Source organism: Pseudomonas sp. GW821-FHT09C09 (assembly GCF_059418105.1).
Window position 1 is genome coordinate 183,622 of the sequence record NZ_JBWKPF010000005.1, and the last position, 20,605, is coordinate 204,226.

The window sequence follows — 20,605 nt, forward strand, 5'->3', positions numbered from 1 at the left end:
AAGAAAAGGAGGTCCGCAGACCTCCCTCTTCGGCAGGGATCAGGTGCGGTATTCGGCGTTGATCTTCACGTACTCGTGGGACAGGTCGGTGGTCCAGATGGTTTCGCTGCAATCGCCGCGACCCAGCTCGATACGGATGGTGATTTCTTCCTGCTGCATCACCGCCGAACCCTGGGCTTCGGTGTAGCTCGCGGCGCGGGCGCCACGGCTGGCGATGCACACTTCGCCAAGGAACACGTCGATCTTGCTCACGTCCAGATCCGGCACACCGGCACGACCGACAGCGGCGAGGATGCGGCCCCAGTTCGGGTCGGAGGCGAACAGCGCAGTCTTGATCAGCGGCGAGTGGGCCACGGTGTAACCGACGTCCAGGCATTCCTGGTGATTGCCGCCGCCATTGACTTCAACAGTCACGAACTTGGTCGCGCCTTCGCCGTCACGCACGATGGCCTGGGCCACGTCCATGCACACTTCGAACACGGCCTGTTTCAGCTTGGCGAACAGCTCGCCTTCGGCACGGGTGATTTCCGGCAGCGCAGCCTTGCCGGTGGCGATCAGCATGCAGCAGTCGTTGGTCGAGGTGTCGCCGTCGATGGTGATGCGGTTGAACGACTTGTTGGCGCCATCAAGCATCAGGTTGTGCAGCACGTCGCGGGAGACTTTGGCGTCGGTGGCGATGTAGCCGAGCATGGTCGCCATGTTCGGACGGATCATGCCCGCGCCCTTGCTGATGCCGGTGACGGTGATGGTCACGCCGTCATGCTGGAACTGGCGGCTGGCACCCTTTGGCAAGGTGTCGGTGGTCATGATGCCGGTGGCGGCAGCTTCCCAGTTGTTTTCCGACAGATCGTCCAGCGCGGCCTGCAAGGCGCCTTCGATCTTCTCGACCGGCAGCGGCTCGCCGATCACACCGGTGGAGTACGGCAGGATCTGGCTGGCGTCCACGCCGGTCAGTTCTGCCAGCTTCGCGGTGGTGCGCTCGGCAGCGGCCAGGCCCGGCTCGCCGGTGCCGGCGTTGGCATTGCCGGTGTTGGTCAGCAGGTAGCGCACAGCATTCTGCACGCGCTTCTTGGCCAGGATCACCGGCGCTGCACAGAAAGCGTTCAACGTGAACACGCCCGCCACGGTCGAACCTTCGGCGCAACGCATCACGACGACATCCTTGCGCCCAGGGCGCTTGATGCCGGCCGAAGCGATACCGAGTTCAAAACCGGCAACCGGGTGCAACGTTGGCAAAGGACCAAGACCAACAGCCATGAATGCGCTCCTTACTCAATGATGTCAGCACCGCCAAGCGTAGTGGCGGTGGTGTAAATGGCAAAACGCCGCGACGGCTGGTGCCGGTCGCGGCGCGGGTATTTCAGCGATTGAAACGGGTTTTACTGGATCTGCCCGTGGCAATGCTTGAATTTCTTGCCCGAACCGCAGTAGCACAGTTCGTTACGGCCCAGCTTCTGCTCGTTGCGAACCGGTGCGGTGGCCAGGGCCACATCGACCTCTTCACCGACCAGTGCTTCCGGCTGCTCCAGACTCGGGGCTTCGGCGTGTTCGAACTGCATGCGAGCGGCCAGTGCCTCGGCTTCCTGACGCAGACGCGCCTCTTCCTCGGCCGGATCTTCGCGGCGAACCTGAACGTGCGACAGCACACGGATCGAGTCGCGCTTGATCGAATCCAGCAGCTCGGAGAACAGCGTGAAGGACTCGCGCTTGTATTCCTGCTTCGGGTTCTTCTGCGCATAACCACGCAGGTGGATGCCGTGACGCAGGTGATCCATGGTCGACAGGTGGTCTTTCCACAGGTCGTCCAGCACGCGCAGTACGATCTGCTTCTCGAAGGAGCGCAGTGCGTCGGCACCGGCCTGGTCTTCTTTCTCGTTGTACGCGGCGATCAGCTCGTTCATCAGCTTCTCGCGCAGGGTTTCTTCGTACAGGTGATCGTCTTCGTCGAGCCATTGCTGGATCGGCAGCTTCACGCCGAAGTCGCTGGCAATCGCCGCTTCCAGACCGGCCACGTCCCACTGCTCAGGCAGCGATTGTGGCGGAATGTGCGCACTGACGGTGGCGTTCAGGACGTCCTGACGGAAGTCGGCGATGGTTTCGCCGATGTTGTCCGCGGCCAGCAACGTGTTGCGCATGTGATAGATCACTTTACGCTGCTCGTTGTTGACGTCGTCGAACTCCAGCAGTTGTTTACGGATGTCGAAGTTGCGACCTTCAACCTTGCGCTGGGCCTTTTCGATGGCGTTGGTCACCATGCGGTGCTCGATCGCTTCGCCAGGCTGCATGCCCAGGGCCTTCATGAAGTTCTTCACCCGGTCGGAGGCGAAGATGCGCATCAGGCTGTCTTCCAGCGACAAGTAGAAGCGGCTGGAACCGGCGTCACCCTGACGGCCGGCACGGCCACGCAGCTGGTTGTCGATACGACGGGATTCGTGACGCTCGGACGCGATCACCTGCAGACCGCCGGACTCCAGCACTTGCTGGTGACGCTTCTGCCAGTCGGCCTTGATCTGGGCGATCTGCTCAGGGGTCGGGTTTTCCAGCGACGCGACTTCAACTTCCCAGTTGCCGCCCAACAGGATGTCGGTACCACGACCGGCCATGTTGGTGGCGATGGTCAGGGCGCCCGGACGACCGGCCTGTGCAATGATTTCAGCTTCTTTTTCGTGGAACTTGGCGTTCAGAACCTTGTGTTCGATGCCTTCCTTCACGAGCAATGCGGACATGTGCTCGGAAGTTTCGATGGTCGCAGTACCCACCAGCACCGGACGGCCGGCAGCCATGCTTTCCTTGATGTCGTTGACGATCGCCGCGTATTTCTCTTCGGCGGTCAGGAACACCAGGTCGTTGTAATCCTTACGGGCCAACGGCTTGTTGGTCGGGATCACGATGACCGGCAGGTTGTAGATCTGATGGAATTCGAACGCTTCGGTGTCCGCCGTACCGGTCATGCCGGACAGTTTTTCGTACAGACGGAAGTAGTTCTGGAACGTGGTCGATGCCAGGGTCTGGCTTTCGGCCTGGATGTTCAGGTTTTCCTTGGCTTCGATGGCCTGGTGCAGGCCTTCGGACAGTCGACGGCCCGGCATGGTACGACCGGTGTGTTCGTCGACCAGTACGACCTGACCGTCCTGCACGATGTATTCGACGTTGCGGTTGAACAGTTTGTGCGCACGCAGGCCGGCGTAGACGTGCGTCAGCAGGCTCAGGTTGTGCGCCGAGTACAGGCTCTCGCCCTCGGCCAGCAGACCGATGCTGGTCAGCTGGTCTTCGATGAACTGGTGACCGGCTTCGTTGAGTTCGACCTGACGGGTCTTCTCGTCGACGGTGAAGTGACCTTCTTGGGTGACTTCGCCTTCGACTTCTTCAACGTGCAGCTTGAGTTTCGGGATCAGCTTGTTGATCTCGATGTACAGCTTGGAGCTGTCCTCGGCCTGACCGGAAATGATCAGCGGAGTACGTGCTTCGTCGATGAGGATGGAGTCGACTTCGTCGATCACGGCAAAGTTGAGTTCGCGCTGGAATTTCTCTTCCATGCTGAACGCCATGTTGTCGCGCAGGTAGTCGAAGCCGAATTCGTTGTTGGTGCCGTAAGTGATGTCGGCGGCGTAGGCGGCACGCTTCTCTTCCGGCGGCTGGAACGGCGTCACGATGCCGACGGTCAGGCCGAGGAATTCATACAGCGGACGCATCCAGTTGGCGTCACGGCGGGCCAGGTAGTCGTTCACGGTCACAACGTGCACGCCCTTGCCGGACAGTGCGTTGAGGTAAACGCCCAGGGTACCCACCAGGGTCTTGCCTTCACCGGTACGCATTTCGGCGATCCGGCCTTCATGCAGCGTCATGCCGCCGATCAGCTGGACGTCGAAGTGGCGCATGCCCATGACACGCTTGCCGGCTTCGCGGGCGACCGCAAAGGCTTCCGGCAACAGCTTGTCGAGGGTCTCCCCCTTGGCAATGCGGTCCTTGAACTCTGCGGTCTTGGCGCGCAGTTGATCGTCCGAGAGGGCGACCATCTTCTCTTCGAAGGCATTGACGAGCTGCACCGTCTTGAGCATGCGTTTGACTTCACGCTCGTTCTTGCTTCCAAAAAGTTTCTTTAACAAAGGCGCAAACATATCGGCAGGATCTTCCACACTAAAGGGATGGAGGGCGGCCCCGTGAGTCGCCCGTGCAGCCCTCATGGCCGCATGCGAACGAGCATTCTACCCGGAAACGGTGGTGAGGAAAGTGGCGATATTCCACGATGCTGGCACTGCGCTTTGACGGGGCTCACTTAAAATAGGGGCGTTTTGCTCAACTTCAAGCCGTTGGAGGCAGAAGTTAGTCGTTGATTTAATGGGCAAAGCAGGGACAAAAGCAATGGGCGAGTGAAATGGGGCCCATCTGCTACCATGGCGCCTTTGCAACTTCAGGTGTTGGATCATGGCATTTCGCCCTCTTACAGCCAGAGCGCCCGCCGTTCTGCTACGCGAAGCCAGGCCGTTGAAAGCCATCCTCGGCCATGCTCAACGCCTGGCCCATCTGCAGCGCCTGCTCGACAGCCAGCTGCAACCCGCCGCCCGCGAGCACTGCCATGTGGCCAAGTGGCGCGAAGGCGAACTGTCGCTGGTGGTCACCGACGGTCATTGGGCCACGCGCCTGCGCTATCAGCAAAAACGCCTGCTGCGGCAATTGCAGATGTTCGACGAGTTCACCGGTCTGACGCGGATCAAGTTCTCGGTGCGGCCTCCCGTCACCCCGCCCAGAGCAGCCGGGCACACGATGGATCTGTCGACGGATGCGGCAGCGACCATTCAATCCACCGCCGACGGGATCAGCGATCCGAGCCTGCGGGCGGCGCTGGAGCGTCTGGCAGCGCACGCCAAGGCCAAATCCTGACCCTGGCACACCTGCCCAGGTCCTAGCGGCGCTTGCTGCCACCGAGCAACGACCCCATCAATCCCCGCACCAACTGCCGGCCCAACTGGTTCGCCGCCTGACGCATCGCCGACTTCAAAGCCTGCCCCGCCGCTGTCCCGAGGAATTCTCCGGCCTTGTCCGCCAGGCTTGGCTCTTCAGGCGCCGGTTTGCCAGGTATCGTCTCGGCTTCAGGCCCCAGGTTCTTGCGCCCGGTGAGGATTTCATAAGCCGACTCGCGATCGATCGGCTTGTCATAACGGCCCTTGAACGGCGACCCGGCAATCAGCACCGTGCGTTCGGTTTCGGTCAACGGCCCGATCCGCGATTGCGGCGGCGCCACCAGCACGCGCTGGACCATTTCCGGCGTGCCCTTTTCCTGCAAGGTGCCGACCAGCGCCTCACCGATCCCGAGTTCGGTCAACACCGACAACGTATCGAACGCCGGATTCGGCCGGAAACCGTCCGCCACCGCCCGCAGGGATTTCTGCTCCTTGGCGGTGAACGCCCGCAGACCGTGCTGCACGCGCAACCCGAGTTGTGCCAGCACGTTGTCCGGCAGGTCGCCCGGCGATTGAGTGACGAAATACACCCCGACGCCCTTGGAACGGATCAGCCGCACCACTTGTTCCAGGCGCTCCTGCAAGGCCTTGGGCGTATCGCCGAACAGCAAGTGCGCTTCGTCGAAGAACAGCGCCAGCAACGGTTTGTCGGCATCGCCCCGCTCCGGCAACTGTTCGAACAGCTCGGCGAGCAGCCAAAGGAGAAACGTCGCGTAGACCTTCGGCGCTTCATGTACCAGACGACTGGCATCGAGCAAATGAATGCGCCCGCGACCGTCGGCGGCCGGCTGCAGGATGTCTTCCAGTTGCAGCGCCGGCTCGCCGAACAAGGCTTCGGCGCCCTGCTGCTCAAGAATGGCCAGACGCCGCAACAGCGCCTGGCTGGAACCGGTAGTGAACAACGCCGCGTCGTCACCGAGCAGTTGCGGGTTGTCCTTGAGGTGATTGAGCAGTGCTTTCAGGTCTTTCAGGTCCAGCAGCAACAGCCCTTCACGGTCGGCGACCTTGAACGCAGCGTACAGCGCCGACTGCTGGCTGTCGGTCAGTTCCAGCAACGCACCGATCAACAACGGCCCCATTTCACTCAGGGTGGTGCGCAACGGATGACCGGACTCCCCGTGAATGTCCCACAAGGTCACGGGATAAGCCTGAGGCTTGTAGTTGAGCCACGGCATCCCGGCGATGCGCTCCGCGACTTTGCCCTGAGGATTGCCGGCAGCGCCGAGACCGCACAGGTCGCCCTTGATGTCAGCGGCGAACACCGCGACCCCGGCGTCGCTGAAGGCTTCGGCCAGACGCTGCAAAGTGACGGTCTTGCCGGTACCGGTCGCACCGGCCACCAGTCCGTGACGGTTGGCCAGGCGCATCGCCTGGGCGATCGGTTGCCCGGCGAGATCGGCGCCGATAACGAGTTGCGAGGAGTCAGGCATTTGGTCACCCAATAGTTAATCTTTGTCGAGCATGGCCGATAGAGAGGAGTGAGAGACCCGATCAAAAGTCCGGTCTGAGATTTCCCTAAGGAGAGACGGAAATATCAGTGAGCTTTCACCCCTGCCCATATTGCGCGCCTTTATAAAAGCACGCCCTGGACATTAAGACCTTAGCGGAACCCCAAGCCATGAACAAAAATCTACGCTTCAGCCATAAAATCTTGCTTGCCGCCGCCCTCATCGTCATTGCCGCCTTCGCCTCGTTCACGCTGTACAACGACTGGCTGCAGCGCAATGCAATCCGCGACGACCTGAACAACTACCTCAACGAGATGGGCGAGGTCACTGCCGACAACATCCAGACCTGGCTCAGCGGGCGCATCCTGCTGATCGAGAACGCGGCGCAGAACATTGCGATCAACCCCGAGCCGTCCGCCGTCGCCAGCCTGCTGGAACAGAAAGCCCTGACGTCGACCTTCATGGCGTCCTACCTCGGCGACGCCACCGGGCACTTCACCATCCGTCCGGATGCGAAGATGCCGGACGGTTTCGATCCGCGGGTCCGTCCTTGGTATAAAGGTGCCGAAAGCAGCAGCACCTCGACCCTGACCGAACCGTACATCGACGCGGCCACCGGCCAGACCATCATTTCCATCGCCACCGCCGCGAAAAAGGCCGGCCAGAGCGTCGGCGTGGTGGGCGGTGACCTGAGCCTGCAAACCCTGATCGACACCCTCAGCGCCCGGGACTTCTCCGGCATGGGCTACGCGTTCCTGGTCAGCGCCGACGGCAAGATCCTGGTGCACCCGGACAAGGCCCTGGTGATGAAATCGCTCAAGGAAGCCTATCCGCAGGACACCCCGCGCATCAGCAGCGATTTCAGTGAAATCATTGTCGACGGCAAGACCCGCATCGTCACCTTCGCTCCGATCAAGGGCCTGCCGTCGGTGAACTGGTACATCGGCCTGTCCGTGGACAAGGACAAAGCCTTCTCGATGCTCAGCCAGTTCCGCACCTCGGCGGTGATCGCGACCGTGATTGCCGTGGCCATCATCATCGCCCTGCTCGGCATGCTGATCCGCATCCTGATCCAGCCGCTGCACGTCATGACCCGCGCCATGGAAGACATCGCCGACGGCGAAGGCGACCTGACCAAGCGCCTGACCATTCAGAACCAGGACGAATTCGGCGTGCTGGGCACGGCATTCAACCGCTTCGTCGAGCGGATTCACGGTTCGATCCGCGAAGTGTCGTCCGCCACTGGGCAAGTCAACGAAGTCGCCCTGCGCGTGGTCGCGGCCTCCAACTCGTCGATGTACAACTCTGACCAGCAAGCCTCGCGCACCAACAGCGTGGCCGCCGCGATCAATCAGCTCGGTGCCGCCGCTCAGGAAATCGCCCGCAACGCCGCGCAAGCCTCGACCCAGGCCAGCGACGCCCGAGGCCTGGCCGAAGACGGTCAGCAAGTGGTGGATCGCAGCATCAAGGCAATGAATCAGCTGTCGAGCATGCTCAGCGCATCCAGCAGCAACATCGAATCGCTGAACAGCAAGACCGTGAACATCGGCCAGATTCTCGAAGTGATCACCAGCATTTCCCAGCAGACCAACCTGCTGGCGCTCAACGCCGCCATCGAAGCTGCGCGGGCCGGTGAAGCCGGCCGCGGGTTTGCCGTGGTAGCGGACGAAGTGCGCAACCTCGCCCACCGCACCCAGGAATCGGCGCAACAGGTGCAGACCATGATCGAGGAGCTGCAAGTCGGCGCCCGCGAATCGGTCAGCACCATGAGCGACAGCCAGCGCCACAGTCAGGACAGCGTAGAAATCGCCAACCTCGCCGGCGAACGTCTGAACAGCGTGACCCAGCGCATCGGCGAGATCGACGGGATGAACCAGTCGGTGGCCACCGCGACCGAGGAACAGACTGCCGTGGTCGAGTCGATCAACGTCGATATCACCGAGATCAATACGCTGAACCAGGAAGGCGTCGAGAACCTGCAGGCGACCTTGCGTGCCTGTTCCGATCTGGAACAGCAGGCTTCGCGGCTGAAGCAATTGGTCGGCAGCTTCCGTATTTAATCCCCTCCCCTGGATGCCTTCGCAGGTCAGCCCGCGAAGGCATCTCACCTCCTGCAAAACCTCCCCCACCGCACATCCCGACCGAACATCTATTCTGGAGTAAGGTCAACACGGGACATCAACACGCGGAGGGGCGTTCACTGTGCAAATCGCTGAAACCACGCTGGCGCGCCAGCACGGACATCGCGCATGAGTCGTGGCATCCTGTTACTGATCGGCCTGCTGGCGGCGGTGCTGATCCCTTCTTTACTGGGCGGCGGAGAAACCTGGACGCGGCTGCAAGCCTTTCCCCTGCACTGGCTGTCGATCCTGCTGGCCATGGTTCTGCTGTGCTGGGGCATCAATACGTTGCGCCTGCGTCTGCTGCTCGGCGATCAGCGTGAACGGGTCACACCGCTGAAGAGCCTTGGCGTGGTCATGGCCGCCGAATTCGCTTGGTGCGCCACACCCGGCGGCACTGGCGGGCCGTTGACGATCATGGCACTGCTGGCCCGCAGCGGCGTGCGTCCGGCCCGGGGCAGCGCGGTGTTTGCGATGGATCAGTTGAGTGACTTGCTGTTCTTCCTGTGTGCATTGGGCGGGATTTTGATTTATGCGCTGTTCCAGCATCTGAGCGACCGAATGGAATGGCTGCTGATCGTCAGCGCCATTTCATTGTTCGGCGGGCTGTTTGGTTGTGTGCTGGTGGCGCGTTATCACCGGATGCTGATTCGCTGGAGTGGCCGGCTGCTGGCGCGCATGAACGTGCAACCCGCCACACGATGGCGCTGGGCGCGCAAGCTGCTGCATTTTCTTGCGGCGTTCACCGATGCTCTGAAGTTACCGCGACAAACGCTGTTCAAGGTGTTTGCCCTGACCTGCGTGCATTGGTCACTGCGTTACAGCGTGCTGTATCTGGCGCTGCGGGGGCTGGGGGCGGACGTGCAGTGGGCCTGGACGTTTCTGATTCAGATGCTTTCGCTGGGGGCGGGACAGTTCAGCCTGCTGCCGGGCGGGGCCGGGGCGGCGGAACTGACGTCGGCGGCGCTGTTGGCGCCCATGGTGGGGGCGTCGACCGCTGCGGCGGCGATCCTGATCTGGCGGGCGATGACGTTTTACTTCTACCTGCTGGTCGGCGGGCCGATTTTCCTGCTGATGCTCGGGCGTCCGCTGCTCAGGAAACTGATGAAGGTGCGGCAGGCTTGACGTCGCCCGGCCTCTCTTCGTTGAGCTGTTCCCACAACGCGGCGGCGTCGGGGAAGTCCGTGCCATCTTCCGGGCTCAGGTCATCCGGGTCATAGCGGCTCAGGCAGCCTTCGCCCAAGGTGGCGGGCGCTTTGGAGGTGGCTTTGTCCAGTGGATCGCTCATGGGCGTTTTCTCCGGGGGCTGAAACAAAAAAGGGCCTGAGGCGATTGAACGCCCAGGCCCTTGGTTTTTCAACCGAAAGGTTCGATCAGAACACCACGGTCTTGTTGCCGTGCACCAGCACGCGGTCTTCCAGGTGATAACGCAGGCCACGGGCCAGCACCATCTTCTCGACGTCACGGCCGAAACGCACCATGTCTTCGATGCTGTCGCTGTGGCTGACGCGCACCACGTCCTGCTCGATGATCGGGCCGGCATCCAGCTCTTCGGTCACATAGTGGCAGGTTGCGCCGATCAGTTTCACGCCACGCAGCGATGCCTGGTGATACGGCTTGGCACCGACGAACGACGGCAGAAAGCTGTGGTGAATGTTGATGACCTTGTGCGCGTATTCGCGGCACATGTCCGGCGGCAGGATCTGCATGTAGCGCGCCAGCACCACCACTTCGGCGTCGTGCTGCTTGACCAGGCGCGACACTTCGTCAAAGGCCGGTTGCTTGTCCTGCGGATTGACCGGGACGTGGTAATAAGGAATGCCGTGCCACTCGACCATGCTGCGCAGGTCGTCGTGGTTGGAAATCACGCAGGAGATCTCGCAATCGAGCTCATCGCTGTGCCAGCGGTGCAGCAGGTCGGCCAGACAGTGAGACTCACGGCTGGCCATCAGCACCACGCGCTTTTTCTGCTCGGTGTCGGTGATGCGCCAGTCCATCGAGAACTCTTCGGCGATCGGTGCAAACTTCTCGCGCAACACCTCGATACCGAAAGGCAGGGAATCGGCACGGATTTCGTGACGCATGAAGAACCAGCCGACCTGATTGTCCGAGTGGTGGCTCGCTTCGGTGATCCAGCCATTGTGGGCCGCCAGAAAGTTACTGACTTTGGCAACGATGCCAACGCGGTCCGGGCAAGAAATCACCAGCCGAAAAGTGCGCATGAGGGGGAAACTCCAGAACTTCGCAAAGGCGGACATTCTAGCGACTACGCCGCAAAACTGCAGTATCGATGAGCCTTGAGCCCCGCCAGGCCTCGCCGCAGCTTTTTTGACGCAGGCAATCGTCAGGATGATGGCGCGGTAATAGCCCTGTACCAACCGATCTCTGTGAATATCTGTGAAGACTGCATCACATTATTTAACTGAATATTCAATTCCGGGCTTTTCAACGTAACTAATCCAAATAAAAAGCCCGGTTAAATGTTTACTTGATGAAACAGCCTGACTATTATTGCCGCACTGTCCCCTGCCATCGCGCACTCCCAATAAGGTAGTAATCATGTCCTTGATCAACGAATATCGTGCCACCGAAGAAGCCATCAAAGAGCTGCAAGCCCGTTTGAAGAACCTGTCGCAAGACGACAAACTGCAAACCGAGCTGGAATTCGAAGGCAAACTGCGCACCCTGATGGGTGAATACTCCAAGTCCCTGCGTGACATCATCGCGCTGCTGGATCCAGAGTCCAAAACCAAGGCCCCACGTGGCGGCGCAGTAAAAACTACCGGCACCAAGCGTGCACGCAAAGTTAAACAATACAAAAACCCGCACAACGGCGAAGTCATCGAAACCAAAGGTGGCAACCACAAGACTCTGAAAGAGTGGAAAGCCAAGTGGGGCGGTGACGTGGTTGAAGGCTGGGCTACCCTGCTGGGCTAAGCCGCAACCCTTGTCGCAGACCCGTCCGCGACACAAAAGAAACGCCAGCATCCGCTGGCGTTTTTTTATGCCCGTCGCTCAGGCGACGGACATGTTCGATTTCAAAGATTCAAACGTTTGCGCAATGCCTGGACATAATTCTGCCATTCAATCAGCACCTCATGCTGTAATGGCGTGGCACTAAGCAACCATTGCTCCGCGGCCTCTGTAAAAGATTGCAAGGTATTAGGGGCGCCCCATTCAGGCTCGGACAAGCGCTGCCGACAAAAGATTTGCCAGCGTTCTTGCTCTTCGAAATTCAACGTATCCGGAAAGTTACGTGCTCGATATCGAAACAACAATTCAGGCAAACGTTCGTCATCGAACGGCCATTGCTCTCGCGCCAATTGCGCAGGATCCACCGTCCTCACTTGCTCACATAAACGACGATCACGATCACCGATAAATCCGTCGTACAACTGTTGTTCGGGATCTTCACTCGGGGTGAAATCTTCGCTGGCATAAATCGCCGGGACTTTATCTTTCCAAACTTGTTGTGCGTCACTTAGTCGCAATGCGCGGGCCTGATACAGCGCCATGTCCAGACCCAGACGCTGCTGATCTTCTGCCCTCAACACCGACAACGGCGCCACCACCGGGCACTTGTTGATGTGAATGAGCTTGAGCGGCACCGGCAATTCGCCTTCGGCCAGATCATCACGACGGGTATACAGGTGCTGACGCAACGTCTGCGCATCCAGATCGAGCAGGCCCTGCGGGTCCAGGTGCAGATCGCAGACAATCAGCGCGTTCTTGTTGCGCGGATGCCAGGCCAGCGGCAGCACTACACCGACAAAACTGCGCGCCGCCGAGAAGCGTCCGGAAATGTGCACCATCGGCTGCAACAGGCGAATCTGGTCCATGACCTTCTGCTTGCTGCGCAGCTGGAACAGCCAGTCAAACAGCTTGGGCTGCTTCTCGCGGATCAACCGGGCCAGGGCGATGGTGGCGCGCACGTCCGACAGCGCCTCGTGGGCATTGCCGTGATCGATGCCATTGGCGGCGGTCAGGCGTTCGAGCTTGAGCGTGACCTTGCCTTCGTCATCGGTCGGCCAGACCAGCCCGTCGGGACGTAATGCGTAAGCGGCGCGCACCACATCGATCAGATCCCAGCGGCTGTTGCCGCCCTGCCATTCGCGGGCATAAGGATCGAAAAAGTTGCGATACAGGCTGTAGCGGGTCATCTCGTCATCGAAACGCAAGGTGTTGTACCCCGCGCCGCAGGTGCCGGGAGCCGCGAGCTGGGCGTGGACCCGGGTCATGAAGTCGGCTTCGCTCAAACCTTGTTCGGCAAGGCGGCTCGGCGTGATGCCGGTGATTGCGCACGCCGCCGGGTGCGGCAGGATGTCTTCGCTGGGCTGGCAGTAAAGATTGACCGGTTCGTCGATTTCGTTGAGATCGTGGTCGGTGCGAATCCCGGCCACCTGCAACGGTCGGTCGCATCGCGGATTGATGCCGGTGGTTTCGTAGTCGTACCAGAAGATGGAAGTCACGGGCGGTTCCTGAACTGAAGATCGGCAAAGTCTAGGCGTTCGACTGCCGTCGCGGCCAGCACCGCATCATTCAGTCACCTTTGGTTGAACGATGTGAATGACATAGTTATGTCGTTTTCCCCCGAGAGGCTGCTAGCATCGGATTCACTCGCATCCCGATCCGGCAACATCAGGTAGCCCATGCTCGAGACCACAGCACCGCCAAGGAAAGCAACGCTGGCCCCGCCGCTGGACACACGGCACCAGGTCGAAACGCCGGAAGGCATCGATCTGCCGCTGCGTCCCGCCGGCCTGATGGTGCGTGCCGTGGCCTTCACCATCGATCTTTGTTTGCGCGGGTTGATCCTGGGGCTGCTGTTCATGTTGCTGGCGCTGCTCGGCAAACTCGGCATTGGTCTCGGTTCACTGCTGCTATTCGCCGTGAGCTGGTGGTACATGGTGCTGTTCGAAGTGCTGCGTCAGGGCCGTTCGCCGGGCAAGCAATGGATGGGCCTGAGGGTGGTGCACGACGATGGAACCCCGGTGGGCTGGTCGGCATCCTTGCTGCGCAATCTGCTGCGTTTCGTTGACCTGATGCCGTTCGGTTATTTCCTTGGCGCCATCAGTTGCCTGCAACATCCGACCTTCAAACGCCTCGGCGACATTGCTGCCGGCACGCTGGTGATCTACAGCGAACGCCCGCTCAAGCGCCCGCAGTTGCCTGATGCCGAACCCCGCCGCTCGCCGATCCCGCTGACCCTGACTGAACAACGGGCCCTGCTCGCTTTCGCCGAGCGTCAGGGTGAACTATCGACGGCGCGAGTCAACGAACTCGCGGCACTCCTGGCTCAGCCACTGCACATCAGCGCGCCGAAAGCCGTCGGCGAACTCAACGGCATCGCCCGTGGCCTGTTGGGGCCGACATGAAGCAAAGCCTTTTCGAAACCCGGCACAAAGCCGAATGGGAGCGTTTCACCCTCGCCCTCGAACGTCTGGAGCGCGGCAAGGACACTTCGCAGGTAGCGGAATTTCCAAGGGCCTACCGGCGACTCTGCCAACATCTGGCGCTGGCGCAGGAACGTGGCTACAGCAGTTTTCTCGTCGATTCGTTGCAACAGCTCGTACTGCGCGGCCATCAACAGCTTTACCGTCACCGCAGTCAGCTCGCCGCCAACCTGCTGGGCTTCATCCTGGCCGGATTTCCACGGCTGGTACGCGCCGAATGGCGTTTCGTGCTGGCCGCCGGACTGCTGTTCTTTGGCAGCCTGATCGGGTTCGGATTACTGGTGTACCTGTTCCCCGAGCTGGTCTACAACCTGATCCCCGCCGATCAGGTGCGCGAGATGCAGAGCATGTACGACCCCGCCGCCGGCCACCTCGGGCGCTCCGCCGAACGCGCGGCGAGCGAAGACTGGGTGATGTTCGGCTACTACATCATGCACAACATCGGCATCGCCTTTCAGACCTTCGCCAGCGGTTTGCTGCTGGGGGTGGGCAGCGCGTTTTTCCTGTTCTACAACGGCTTGATCATCGGCACCGTGGCCGGGCACCTGAGCGAAATCGGCTACGGCCAGACCTTCTGGTCCTTCGTCATCGGGCACGGTGCATTCGAACTCACCGCCATTGCCCTGGCCGGGGCGGCGGGACTGAAACTGGGTTGGGCGTTGATTGCGCCAGGACGCCTGACACGCGGCGAGGCATTGAGACACTCGGCGCGCCAGAGTGTTTTGCTGATCTGCGGGGTGATGCTGTTCCTGTTGATCGCCGCGTTTATCGAGGCGTACTGGTCGTCACGCACCGGGGTCACGCCGCAGACCAAATACCTGGTCGGCGCCGGGCTCTGGCTCTGCGTGGCGACGTATCTGTTGTTCGCCGGAAGGACCCGCCATGCGCCTGAGTGACGCCACCGTGGTGATCCGCCCGCGTACCACCTGGGAAGCCATGGACCTGGGCGTGCGCATGAGCCAGCAGCACCGGCGTCTGTTGATGACCAGTTGGGCCATCGTCACCCTGCCGCTGTTCGTGGTGCTGAGCCTGTTGCTGTGGGATTCGCCGTCGCTCGCGGTGTTTATCTTCTGGTGGCTGAAACCGGTGTACGAACGCTTGCCGCTGTACATCCTGTCCAAAGCGCTGTTCGGCGAAACACCCACGCTGAAACAGGCATTGTGCCAATGGCCGAAACTGCTCAAACCTCAACTGCTGGCGAGCCTGACCTGGCGACGCCTGAGCTTCAGTCGCAGTTTCCTGATGCCGGTGGTGCAACTCGAAGGCCTGGGTGGCCTCGCGCGCCAGCAGCGTTTGCGGGTACTGCTGCAACGCAATGCCGGCGCGGCCCAGTGGCTGACGATCATCGGCGTGCATCTGGAAACGGCACTGTGGATCGGCCTGATGGTGTTGTTCTATCTGCTCCTGCCGCAACACGTCGAAACCGATTGGGACTGGCAAAGCCTGATCTTCACCGCCGACCACCAATGGCGCTGGCTCGAGCACCTGACCAATGCCTTCTATGCCCTGATACTGGTGATCTGGGAACCGATCTACGTCGCCTGCGGTTTCAGCCTTTACCTGAACCGGCGCACCGTGCTCGAAGCGTGGGACATCGAACTGGTGTTCCGCCGCTTGCGCCAACGCGTGAACAGCAGCGCACTCGGTTTGCTGCTGGTGGTCTGTCTGCTGCTGCCGGGAGTGCCCTCGGCATGGGCCGCCGACCCTGCCACCGCCCCGGATGCGCCCCGGCTCCTGAATCAGCCACTGACCAGTCAGGCATCCCGCGACAGCATCAAGGCCTTGCTGGAACAACCGCCGTTCAAGAACAAGGAAACCGTCACCCGTTATCGCTTTGGCGAAGATCCTGCCACCGCCGAAAAACCCAAGGATGGCAAGGCGCCGCATTGGCTGAAAACCCTGCTGGGCTGGCTCAACGGTCAACACCTCAACGGGCTGGCCAAGGCCATTGAAGTGTTGCTGTGGGCCGTGGTGATCGGGGCGGTCGGCTGGTTGATCTGGCGCTACCGCGAGTTTCTGCAAACGTTCGTCAGCCGTCGCCCGCGATTGCCCGAGCGGATCAAACGACCCGCGCCACAACAAGCCTTCGGCCTCGACCTGAGCAAGGAAACCCTGCCCGACGACATCGCCGCCAGCGCCGAACAGCTCTGGCAAACCCAGCCCCGTGCAGCGCTCGGCCTGCTGTATCGGGCGCTGCTCAGTCACCTGCTGCATGACTTCAACCTGACCCTGAAACCGGCCGATACCGAAAGCGAAGTACTGGCGCGGATCGAACATTTGCAGCGTCCCGACCTGCTCGCCTACAGCCGTCATCTCACCCGCCACTGGCAGAACATGGCCTACGGGCACCGCGTACCGGCGGCGCACCTGCAACAGGAATTGTGCGATGGCTGGCGGTCACTGTTCGGCCATGGAGCTGCCCGTTGAACCGGCGCGCACTCTGGCTGATCGGCGCATTGATTGTTGCCTTGTTGGGTGCGCTGGGCGTTTATCTTTACCTCAAGGCCACGCCTTACCAGGCCGTGATCGATCACGGCCCTTCCCCCGCCGCGCAAGCCAATCCTTATCTGGCGGCGGAGATGTATCTGCGCGGTCACGGGATAACCGTCGGCCATGCTGAAAGCCTCGCCGTGTTGCCCGAGATTGACCCGCGCCGACACACGCTACTGCTGTTCAACGACCGCTCGAAAATGACGCCGCGTCAGGTCGATCAGGTCTTGAACTGGGCCCGCGCCGGCGGGCGGCTGGTGTTCGTCGCCGAATCGCTGTGGGATGAAAAGACCGGCCAGAGCAACGACCTGCTGCTCGACCGTGTGCAACTGCATCAGTCCCTGAGCAAGGATCTGAAAGACCCGCCGCCGGATGCCGACGACGATCCCTGGCCCAACCTGACCAAGCTCTATCTGGAAGACGAAGACGCCCCCGCCTACGCCGGGTTCGACACCACGTTCCACCTCGACGACCCGAAAAACCTCGCCCAGGCCTGGGCCAACAGCGCCCGCGCCACGCACATGATGCAACTGCCCTACGGCGTCGGCACGATCACCGTGGTCACCGATGCCGAACTGTGGAAAACCCCGGCGATTGCGCAGCACGACAACGCCTGGCTGCTCTGGTACCTGAGCGCCGACACCGCCGTGACGCTGCTGTACAACACCGAACACGACGGTCTGCTGACCTTGCTCTGGCGCTATTTCCCGCAGGCCATCGTCGCCCTGCTGGCGCTGATCGGTCTGTGGTTGTGGCATGTCGGCGTGCGTCACGGGCCGATGCAGGCCCCTGCCCCGAGCGGTCGTCGTCAGCTGATGGAACACCTGCGCGCCAGTGCCGATTTCATCCTGCGCCACAACGGCCAACAGACCTTGCTGCAAGCCTTGCAGCAGGACGTCCTGCGCCGCGCCCGTCACCGCCATCCCGGTTTCGACCAATTGAACGTCGCCGAACAATGGCTGGCCCTGTCGCGCCTGACCCGCCAGCCGACCCGCGCCATCAGCCAGGCTCTGAGCCCGACACCGAAGCGGCGGATGTCCAGCGCCGAATTCTGCCGTCAGGTCGCCCACCTGCAAGCCTTGAGGAACTCGCTATGACCGAACACATCGAACCCGGCTCGCCCAGCCACGCGGCCCAGCAACGCCACCGAGCCAGTCAGTTGGCCCAAGCGGTACGCGGCGAATTGCAAAAGGCGCTGATCGGCCAGAACCCGGTGATCGACGACGTGCTGACCGCGCTGATCGCCGGCGGCCATGTGCTGCTGGAAGGCGTTCCCGGCCTCGGCAAAACCCTACTGGTACGCGCCCTGGCCAAATGCTTCGGCGGCGAGTTCGCGCGCATCCAGTTCACCCCGGACCTGATGCCCAGCGACGTTACCGGCCACGCGGTCTACGACCTGCAGACCGAACAATTCAAACTGCGCAAAGGCCCGCTGTTCACCAACCTGCTGCTGGCCGACGAGATCAACCGCGCCCCGGCCAAGACCCAGGCCGCATTGCTCGAAGCGATGCAGGAACGTCAGGTCACCCTCGAAGGTCGGGCCCTGCCGATTGCCCAGCCGTTCATGGTGCTCGCCACGCAAAACCCGATCGAACAGGAAGGCACTTACCCGCTACCGGAAGCCGAGCTCGATCGCTTCATGCTGAAGGTGCGCATGGATTATCCCGATGCCGATCAGGAGCTGGACATGGTGCGCCAAGTCAGCCGCTCGACCCGCGCCGACATGCTCGATGTGCAACCGCTGCGCACCGTGTTGCAGGCCAAGGACGTGCAAGCCCTGCAACGCATCGCCAGCGATCTGCCGCTGGACGATCAGGTCCTCGATTACGCCGTGCGACTCGCCCGCAGCACCCGCACCTGGCCGGGGCTGAACCTCGGCGCCGGGCCACGAGCGTCCATTGCACTGGTGCGCTGCGCCCGCGCCCGGGCCTTGTTGCGCGGCGGCGAGTTCGTGATTCCCGACGACATCAAGGGTTGCGCGCTGGCGGTGCTGCGTCACCGGGTGCGCCTCGCGCCGGAGCTGGACATCGAAGGGCTGCAAGTCGATCAAGTCCTTCAGCAACTGCTCGACCAAGTACCGGCGCCGCGCCTGTGAAACCCTCGCGCCTGCTGTTGATCTGGCTGGCGATCCTGCTGGCCATCGGCATTGTGCTGGGCACTTTGCAGGCGCTGGACATCGAAGTGCCTTCGAGCCTGCTGTCGATCAATTGGGGATTGTTGCTGGCATTGTTCGCGCTGAGCCTGCTGGACGCCCTGCGCCTGAAGCGCCTGCCCTCGCCCCGCGTGCAACGACAGATGCCCGGTAGCCTGGCACTCGGTCGCTGGAGCGAAGTGCGGCTGGAAGTCGAACATGATTTCGACCAACCACTGACCATTCAAATCTTCGACCACGTGCCCGATGGCCTGAGTTATGAAAATCATCCGCTAACCACCGAGCTACAACCCGGCCAGCGCAGCCTGATCGGCTATCGCCTGCGGCCGCTCAAACGCGGCCACTTCACCTTCGACACCTGCGAACTCAACCTGCCAAGCCCCTTCGGCCTGTGGTCCGGCAAACGCCTGCTGAACCTCACCGACCACACCCGCGTCTACCCCGACTTCGCCCGCCTCTACGGCGGCCAGTTGCTGGCGGTCGACAACTGGCTCAGCCAGCTCGGCGTACGCCAGCGCCAACGCCGTGGCCAGGGGATGGAATTCCATCAACTGCGGGAGTTTCGCGAAGGCGACAGCCTGCGCCAGATCGACTGGAAAGCCACCGCCCGCCATCGCACACCGATTGCTCGTGAATACGAAGACGAGAGGGATCAGCAGATCATCTTCATGCTCGATTGCGGGCGGCAGATGCGCAGTCAGGATGGTGAGCTGTCGCATTTTGATCATGCGTTGAATGCGTGTCTGCTGTTGAGTTATGTAGCGTTGCGGCAGGGGGATGCGGTGGGGTTGATGACATTTGCCAGTGATCAGCCGCGGTTCATTGCACCGGTCAAAGGTGCAGGGCAGCTCAAGGTGTTGCTCAACGGTGTTTACGATCTGGATAGCACGCAACGTTCGGCGGATTATCCGGCGGCGGTGAATCAGTTGCTGGCGAGGCAGAAGCGTCGGGCGCTGGTGGTGCTGGTGACCAATTTGCGGGATGAGGTTGATGAGGAGCTGCTGAATGCAGTCCGGCACCTGAGCCGGCAACACCGGGTTCTGGTCGCCAGCCTGCGCGAAACCACGCTGGATGATCTGCGTCATCGATCGGTACAAACGCTGGATGAAGCGTTGACCTATTGCGCGGCCGTGGATTACCTCAACGCCAGCGCGCAACACCATGAGCGCTTGAGCACTCAAGGTGTTGCAGTAGTGCAGGCCCGTCCCGAAGAACTGGGGGCCGGGGTCATAACGCGGTATCTTGCCTGGAAGAAGACGGGTGTTTTTTAGGTTGCCAAACCCGGCGACGGTGGATTTGGCCCCAGCGACATATGGTTTTCTGCCGATTGATTGATCAGGCGATCCGCCGCCAGAACCAGGAAGTAAGTTCCCCCGGCCGCTGTACTGGCGGTAAATGTCCAACTCAGCCCGGCGGCAGTGAATAACCGCGCGGTACCCAATGCCGGGTTCACATTCGTGATACCCAGCTCAGCCAGAGATGACTCGCTCAGGACGCCCAGTTGAACATTACGATTGAGCAAAGCGCTTCCGGCGGCAGCCTTCAAAGTGATGGTATGAGTTGCCGGAGTGATTCGGGGAAACTTGCTTTCTGCCCCCCAGCGAGCCTCGCTCGTGGCGACGCTATTGAGAGTCATCGTGGCCTCGTCCCAGACTCCAGCCTTCACGACCGTGACATGGAAAGTATGTGACGCCGTTTTCGCCTGGCTCCCCTCGACTACTGCCGTTACCTGAACGCGTCCTTGCACGTTGGCCTTGTAGACAAACGGCGCCCACCCCCCGCTGTCTGTCGCCACTCGCACTGGCTCCGGCCCAGGCAGGGTTTCAAATACGACGTTTGCGTTGGCCAAGGCTTCACCTGTGCCAACAACGGCTACCCGGACGGCCAGTCGTACCGATTGTCCAGTCTCCGGATCGTACGAGGCGTCCTCTACTTCGACAATCTCGCCAGCCACGGTTGTCTGCATGATTGTGTTAGACAT

General features: G+C 61.3%; 17 protein-coding genes and 1 pseudogene. 11 read left to right on the forward strand and 7 right to left on the reverse strand.

Annotated features, from left to right (window positions below; translation table 11 throughout):
* Window positions 1-39: 39 nt before the first annotated feature.
* Both argJ and secA read right to left on the reverse strand, forming a co-directional pair.
* Window positions 40-1,257, reverse strand: a complete 1,218-nt coding sequence (gene argJ / locus AC07NR_RS17475) for a bifunctional glutamate N-acetyltransferase/amino-acid acetyltransferase ArgJ (protein WP_305833456.1) — start codon at window positions 1,255-1,257, stop codon at window positions 40-42.
* A 122-nt stretch (window positions 1,258-1,379) separates the two neighbouring features.
* On the reverse strand, window positions 1,380-4,118 hold the full coding sequence (gene secA / locus AC07NR_RS17480) for a preprotein translocase subunit SecA (RefSeq protein WP_495079043.1): 2,739 nt from the start codon (window positions 4,116-4,118) through the stop codon (window positions 1,380-1,382).
* Between the two features lie 307 nt (window positions 4,119-4,425).
* On the opposite strand from secA, the gene AC07NR_RS17485 reads away from it, so the two are divergent.
* Window positions 4,426-4,881 (forward strand): DUF721 domain-containing protein, encoded by a 456-nt coding sequence (locus AC07NR_RS17485; RefSeq protein WP_248739199.1) that lies wholly within the window; start codon window positions 4,426-4,428, stop codon window positions 4,879-4,881.
* Between the two features lie 22 nt (window positions 4,882-4,903).
* Here AC07NR_RS17485 and AC07NR_RS17490 read toward each other — a convergent pair whose 3' ends face one another.
* On the reverse strand, window positions 4,904-6,391 hold the full coding sequence (locus AC07NR_RS17490) for a helicase HerA-like domain-containing protein (RefSeq protein ID WP_423204175.1): 1,488 nt from the start codon (window positions 6,389-6,391) through the stop codon (window positions 4,904-4,906).
* 188 nt (window positions 6,392-6,579) lie between these two features.
* Between AC07NR_RS17490 and AC07NR_RS17495 the strand changes: the two are divergent.
* The 3 genes and pseudogenes from AC07NR_RS17495 to gpgF form a co-directional block, all read left to right on the forward strand.
* Window positions 6,580-7,611: pseudogene (locus AC07NR_RS17495) on the forward strand (HAMP domain-containing protein); the annotation flags it as partial.
* Between the two features lie 93 nt (window positions 7,612-7,704).
* A complete protein-coding gene (locus tag AC07NR_RS17500) occupies window positions 7,705-8,469 on the forward strand; it encodes a methyl-accepting chemotaxis protein (protein ID WP_371320922.1) in 765 nt (254 codons plus the stop codon).
* 189 nt (window positions 8,470-8,658) lie between these two features.
* Entirely contained in the window at window positions 8,659-9,654 is a 996-nt protein-coding gene (gene gpgF / locus AC07NR_RS17505; protein ID WP_495079044.1) for a glucosaminyl phosphatidylglycerol flippase, read from the forward strand.
* Here gpgF and AC07NR_RS17510 read toward each other — a convergent pair.
* Window positions 9,623-9,817, reverse strand: a complete 195-nt coding sequence (locus tag AC07NR_RS17510) for a hypothetical protein (RefSeq protein ID WP_495079045.1) — start codon at window positions 9,815-9,817, stop codon at window positions 9,623-9,625. The genes gpgF and AC07NR_RS17510 overlap by 32 nt on opposite strands.
* Before the next feature lie 85 nt (window positions 9,818-9,902).
* Window positions 9,903-10,751, reverse strand: coding sequence for a formyltetrahydrofolate deformylase (gene purU / locus AC07NR_RS17515; protein WP_007912774.1), 849 nt, complete (start codon window positions 10,749-10,751; stop codon window positions 9,903-9,905).
* Between the two features lie 337 nt (window positions 10,752-11,088).
* Between purU and mvaT the strand changes: the two genes are divergently transcribed.
* Window positions 11,089-11,466, forward strand: a complete 378-nt coding sequence (gene mvaT / locus AC07NR_RS17520; RefSeq protein ID WP_007933316.1) for a histone-like nucleoid-structuring protein MvaT — start codon at window positions 11,089-11,091, stop codon at window positions 11,464-11,466.
* Between the two features lie 101 nt (window positions 11,467-11,567).
* On the opposite strand, the gene sbcB is transcribed toward mvaT, so the two are convergent.
* Window positions 11,568-12,998, reverse strand: a complete 1,431-nt coding sequence (gene sbcB, locus AC07NR_RS17525) for an exodeoxyribonuclease I (protein ID WP_305833461.1) — start codon at window positions 12,996-12,998, stop codon at window positions 11,568-11,570.
* Window positions 12,999-13,178: 180 nt separating this feature from the next.
* Between sbcB and AC07NR_RS17530 the strand changes: the two genes are divergently transcribed.
* The 6 genes from AC07NR_RS17530 to AC07NR_RS17555 are packed head-to-tail and all read left to right on the forward strand — an operon-like array spanning window position 13,179 to window position 19,895.
* Window positions 13,179-13,904: an RDD family protein gene (locus AC07NR_RS17530; protein ID WP_305833462.1), complete on the forward strand. Its 726-nt coding sequence runs from the start codon at window positions 13,179-13,181 to the stop codon at window positions 13,902-13,904.
* Window positions 13,901-14,878, forward strand: a complete 978-nt coding sequence (locus AC07NR_RS17535; protein ID WP_495079046.1) for a stage II sporulation protein M — start codon at window positions 13,901-13,903, stop codon at window positions 14,876-14,878. The genes AC07NR_RS17530 and AC07NR_RS17535 overlap by 4 nt, the downstream gene beginning before the upstream one ends.
* Window positions 14,865-16,409, forward strand: a complete 1,545-nt coding sequence (locus AC07NR_RS17540; protein WP_495079047.1) for a DUF4129 domain-containing protein — start codon at window positions 14,865-14,867, stop codon at window positions 16,407-16,409. The genes AC07NR_RS17535 and AC07NR_RS17540 overlap by 14 nt, the downstream gene beginning before the upstream one ends.
* Window positions 16,406-17,569 (forward strand): DUF4350 domain-containing protein, encoded by a 1,164-nt coding sequence (locus tag AC07NR_RS17545; RefSeq protein ID WP_495079048.1) that lies wholly within the window; start codon window positions 16,406-16,408, stop codon window positions 17,567-17,569. Before AC07NR_RS17540 ends, AC07NR_RS17545 begins: the two co-directional genes overlap by 4 nt.
* The gene (locus tag AC07NR_RS17550) at window positions 17,566-18,567 is read left to right on the forward strand and encodes an AAA family ATPase (RefSeq protein ID WP_248739208.1); all 1,002 of its coding nucleotides are present in this window, start codon (window positions 17,566-17,568) and stop codon (window positions 18,565-18,567) included. Before AC07NR_RS17545 ends, AC07NR_RS17550 begins: the two co-directional genes overlap by 4 nt.
* Window positions 18,564-19,895, forward strand: a complete 1,332-nt coding sequence (locus AC07NR_RS17555) for a DUF58 domain-containing protein (RefSeq protein WP_248739209.1) — start codon at window positions 18,564-18,566, stop codon at window positions 19,893-19,895. Before AC07NR_RS17550 ends, AC07NR_RS17555 begins: the two co-directional genes overlap by 4 nt.
* On the opposite strand, the gene AC07NR_RS17560 is transcribed toward AC07NR_RS17555, so the two are convergent.
* Window positions 19,892-20,605 (reverse strand): hypothetical protein, encoded by a 714-nt coding sequence (locus tag AC07NR_RS17560; protein ID WP_495079049.1) that lies wholly within the window; start codon window positions 20,603-20,605, stop codon window positions 19,892-19,894. The two genes, AC07NR_RS17555 and AC07NR_RS17560, sit on opposite strands and share 4 nt — an antisense overlap.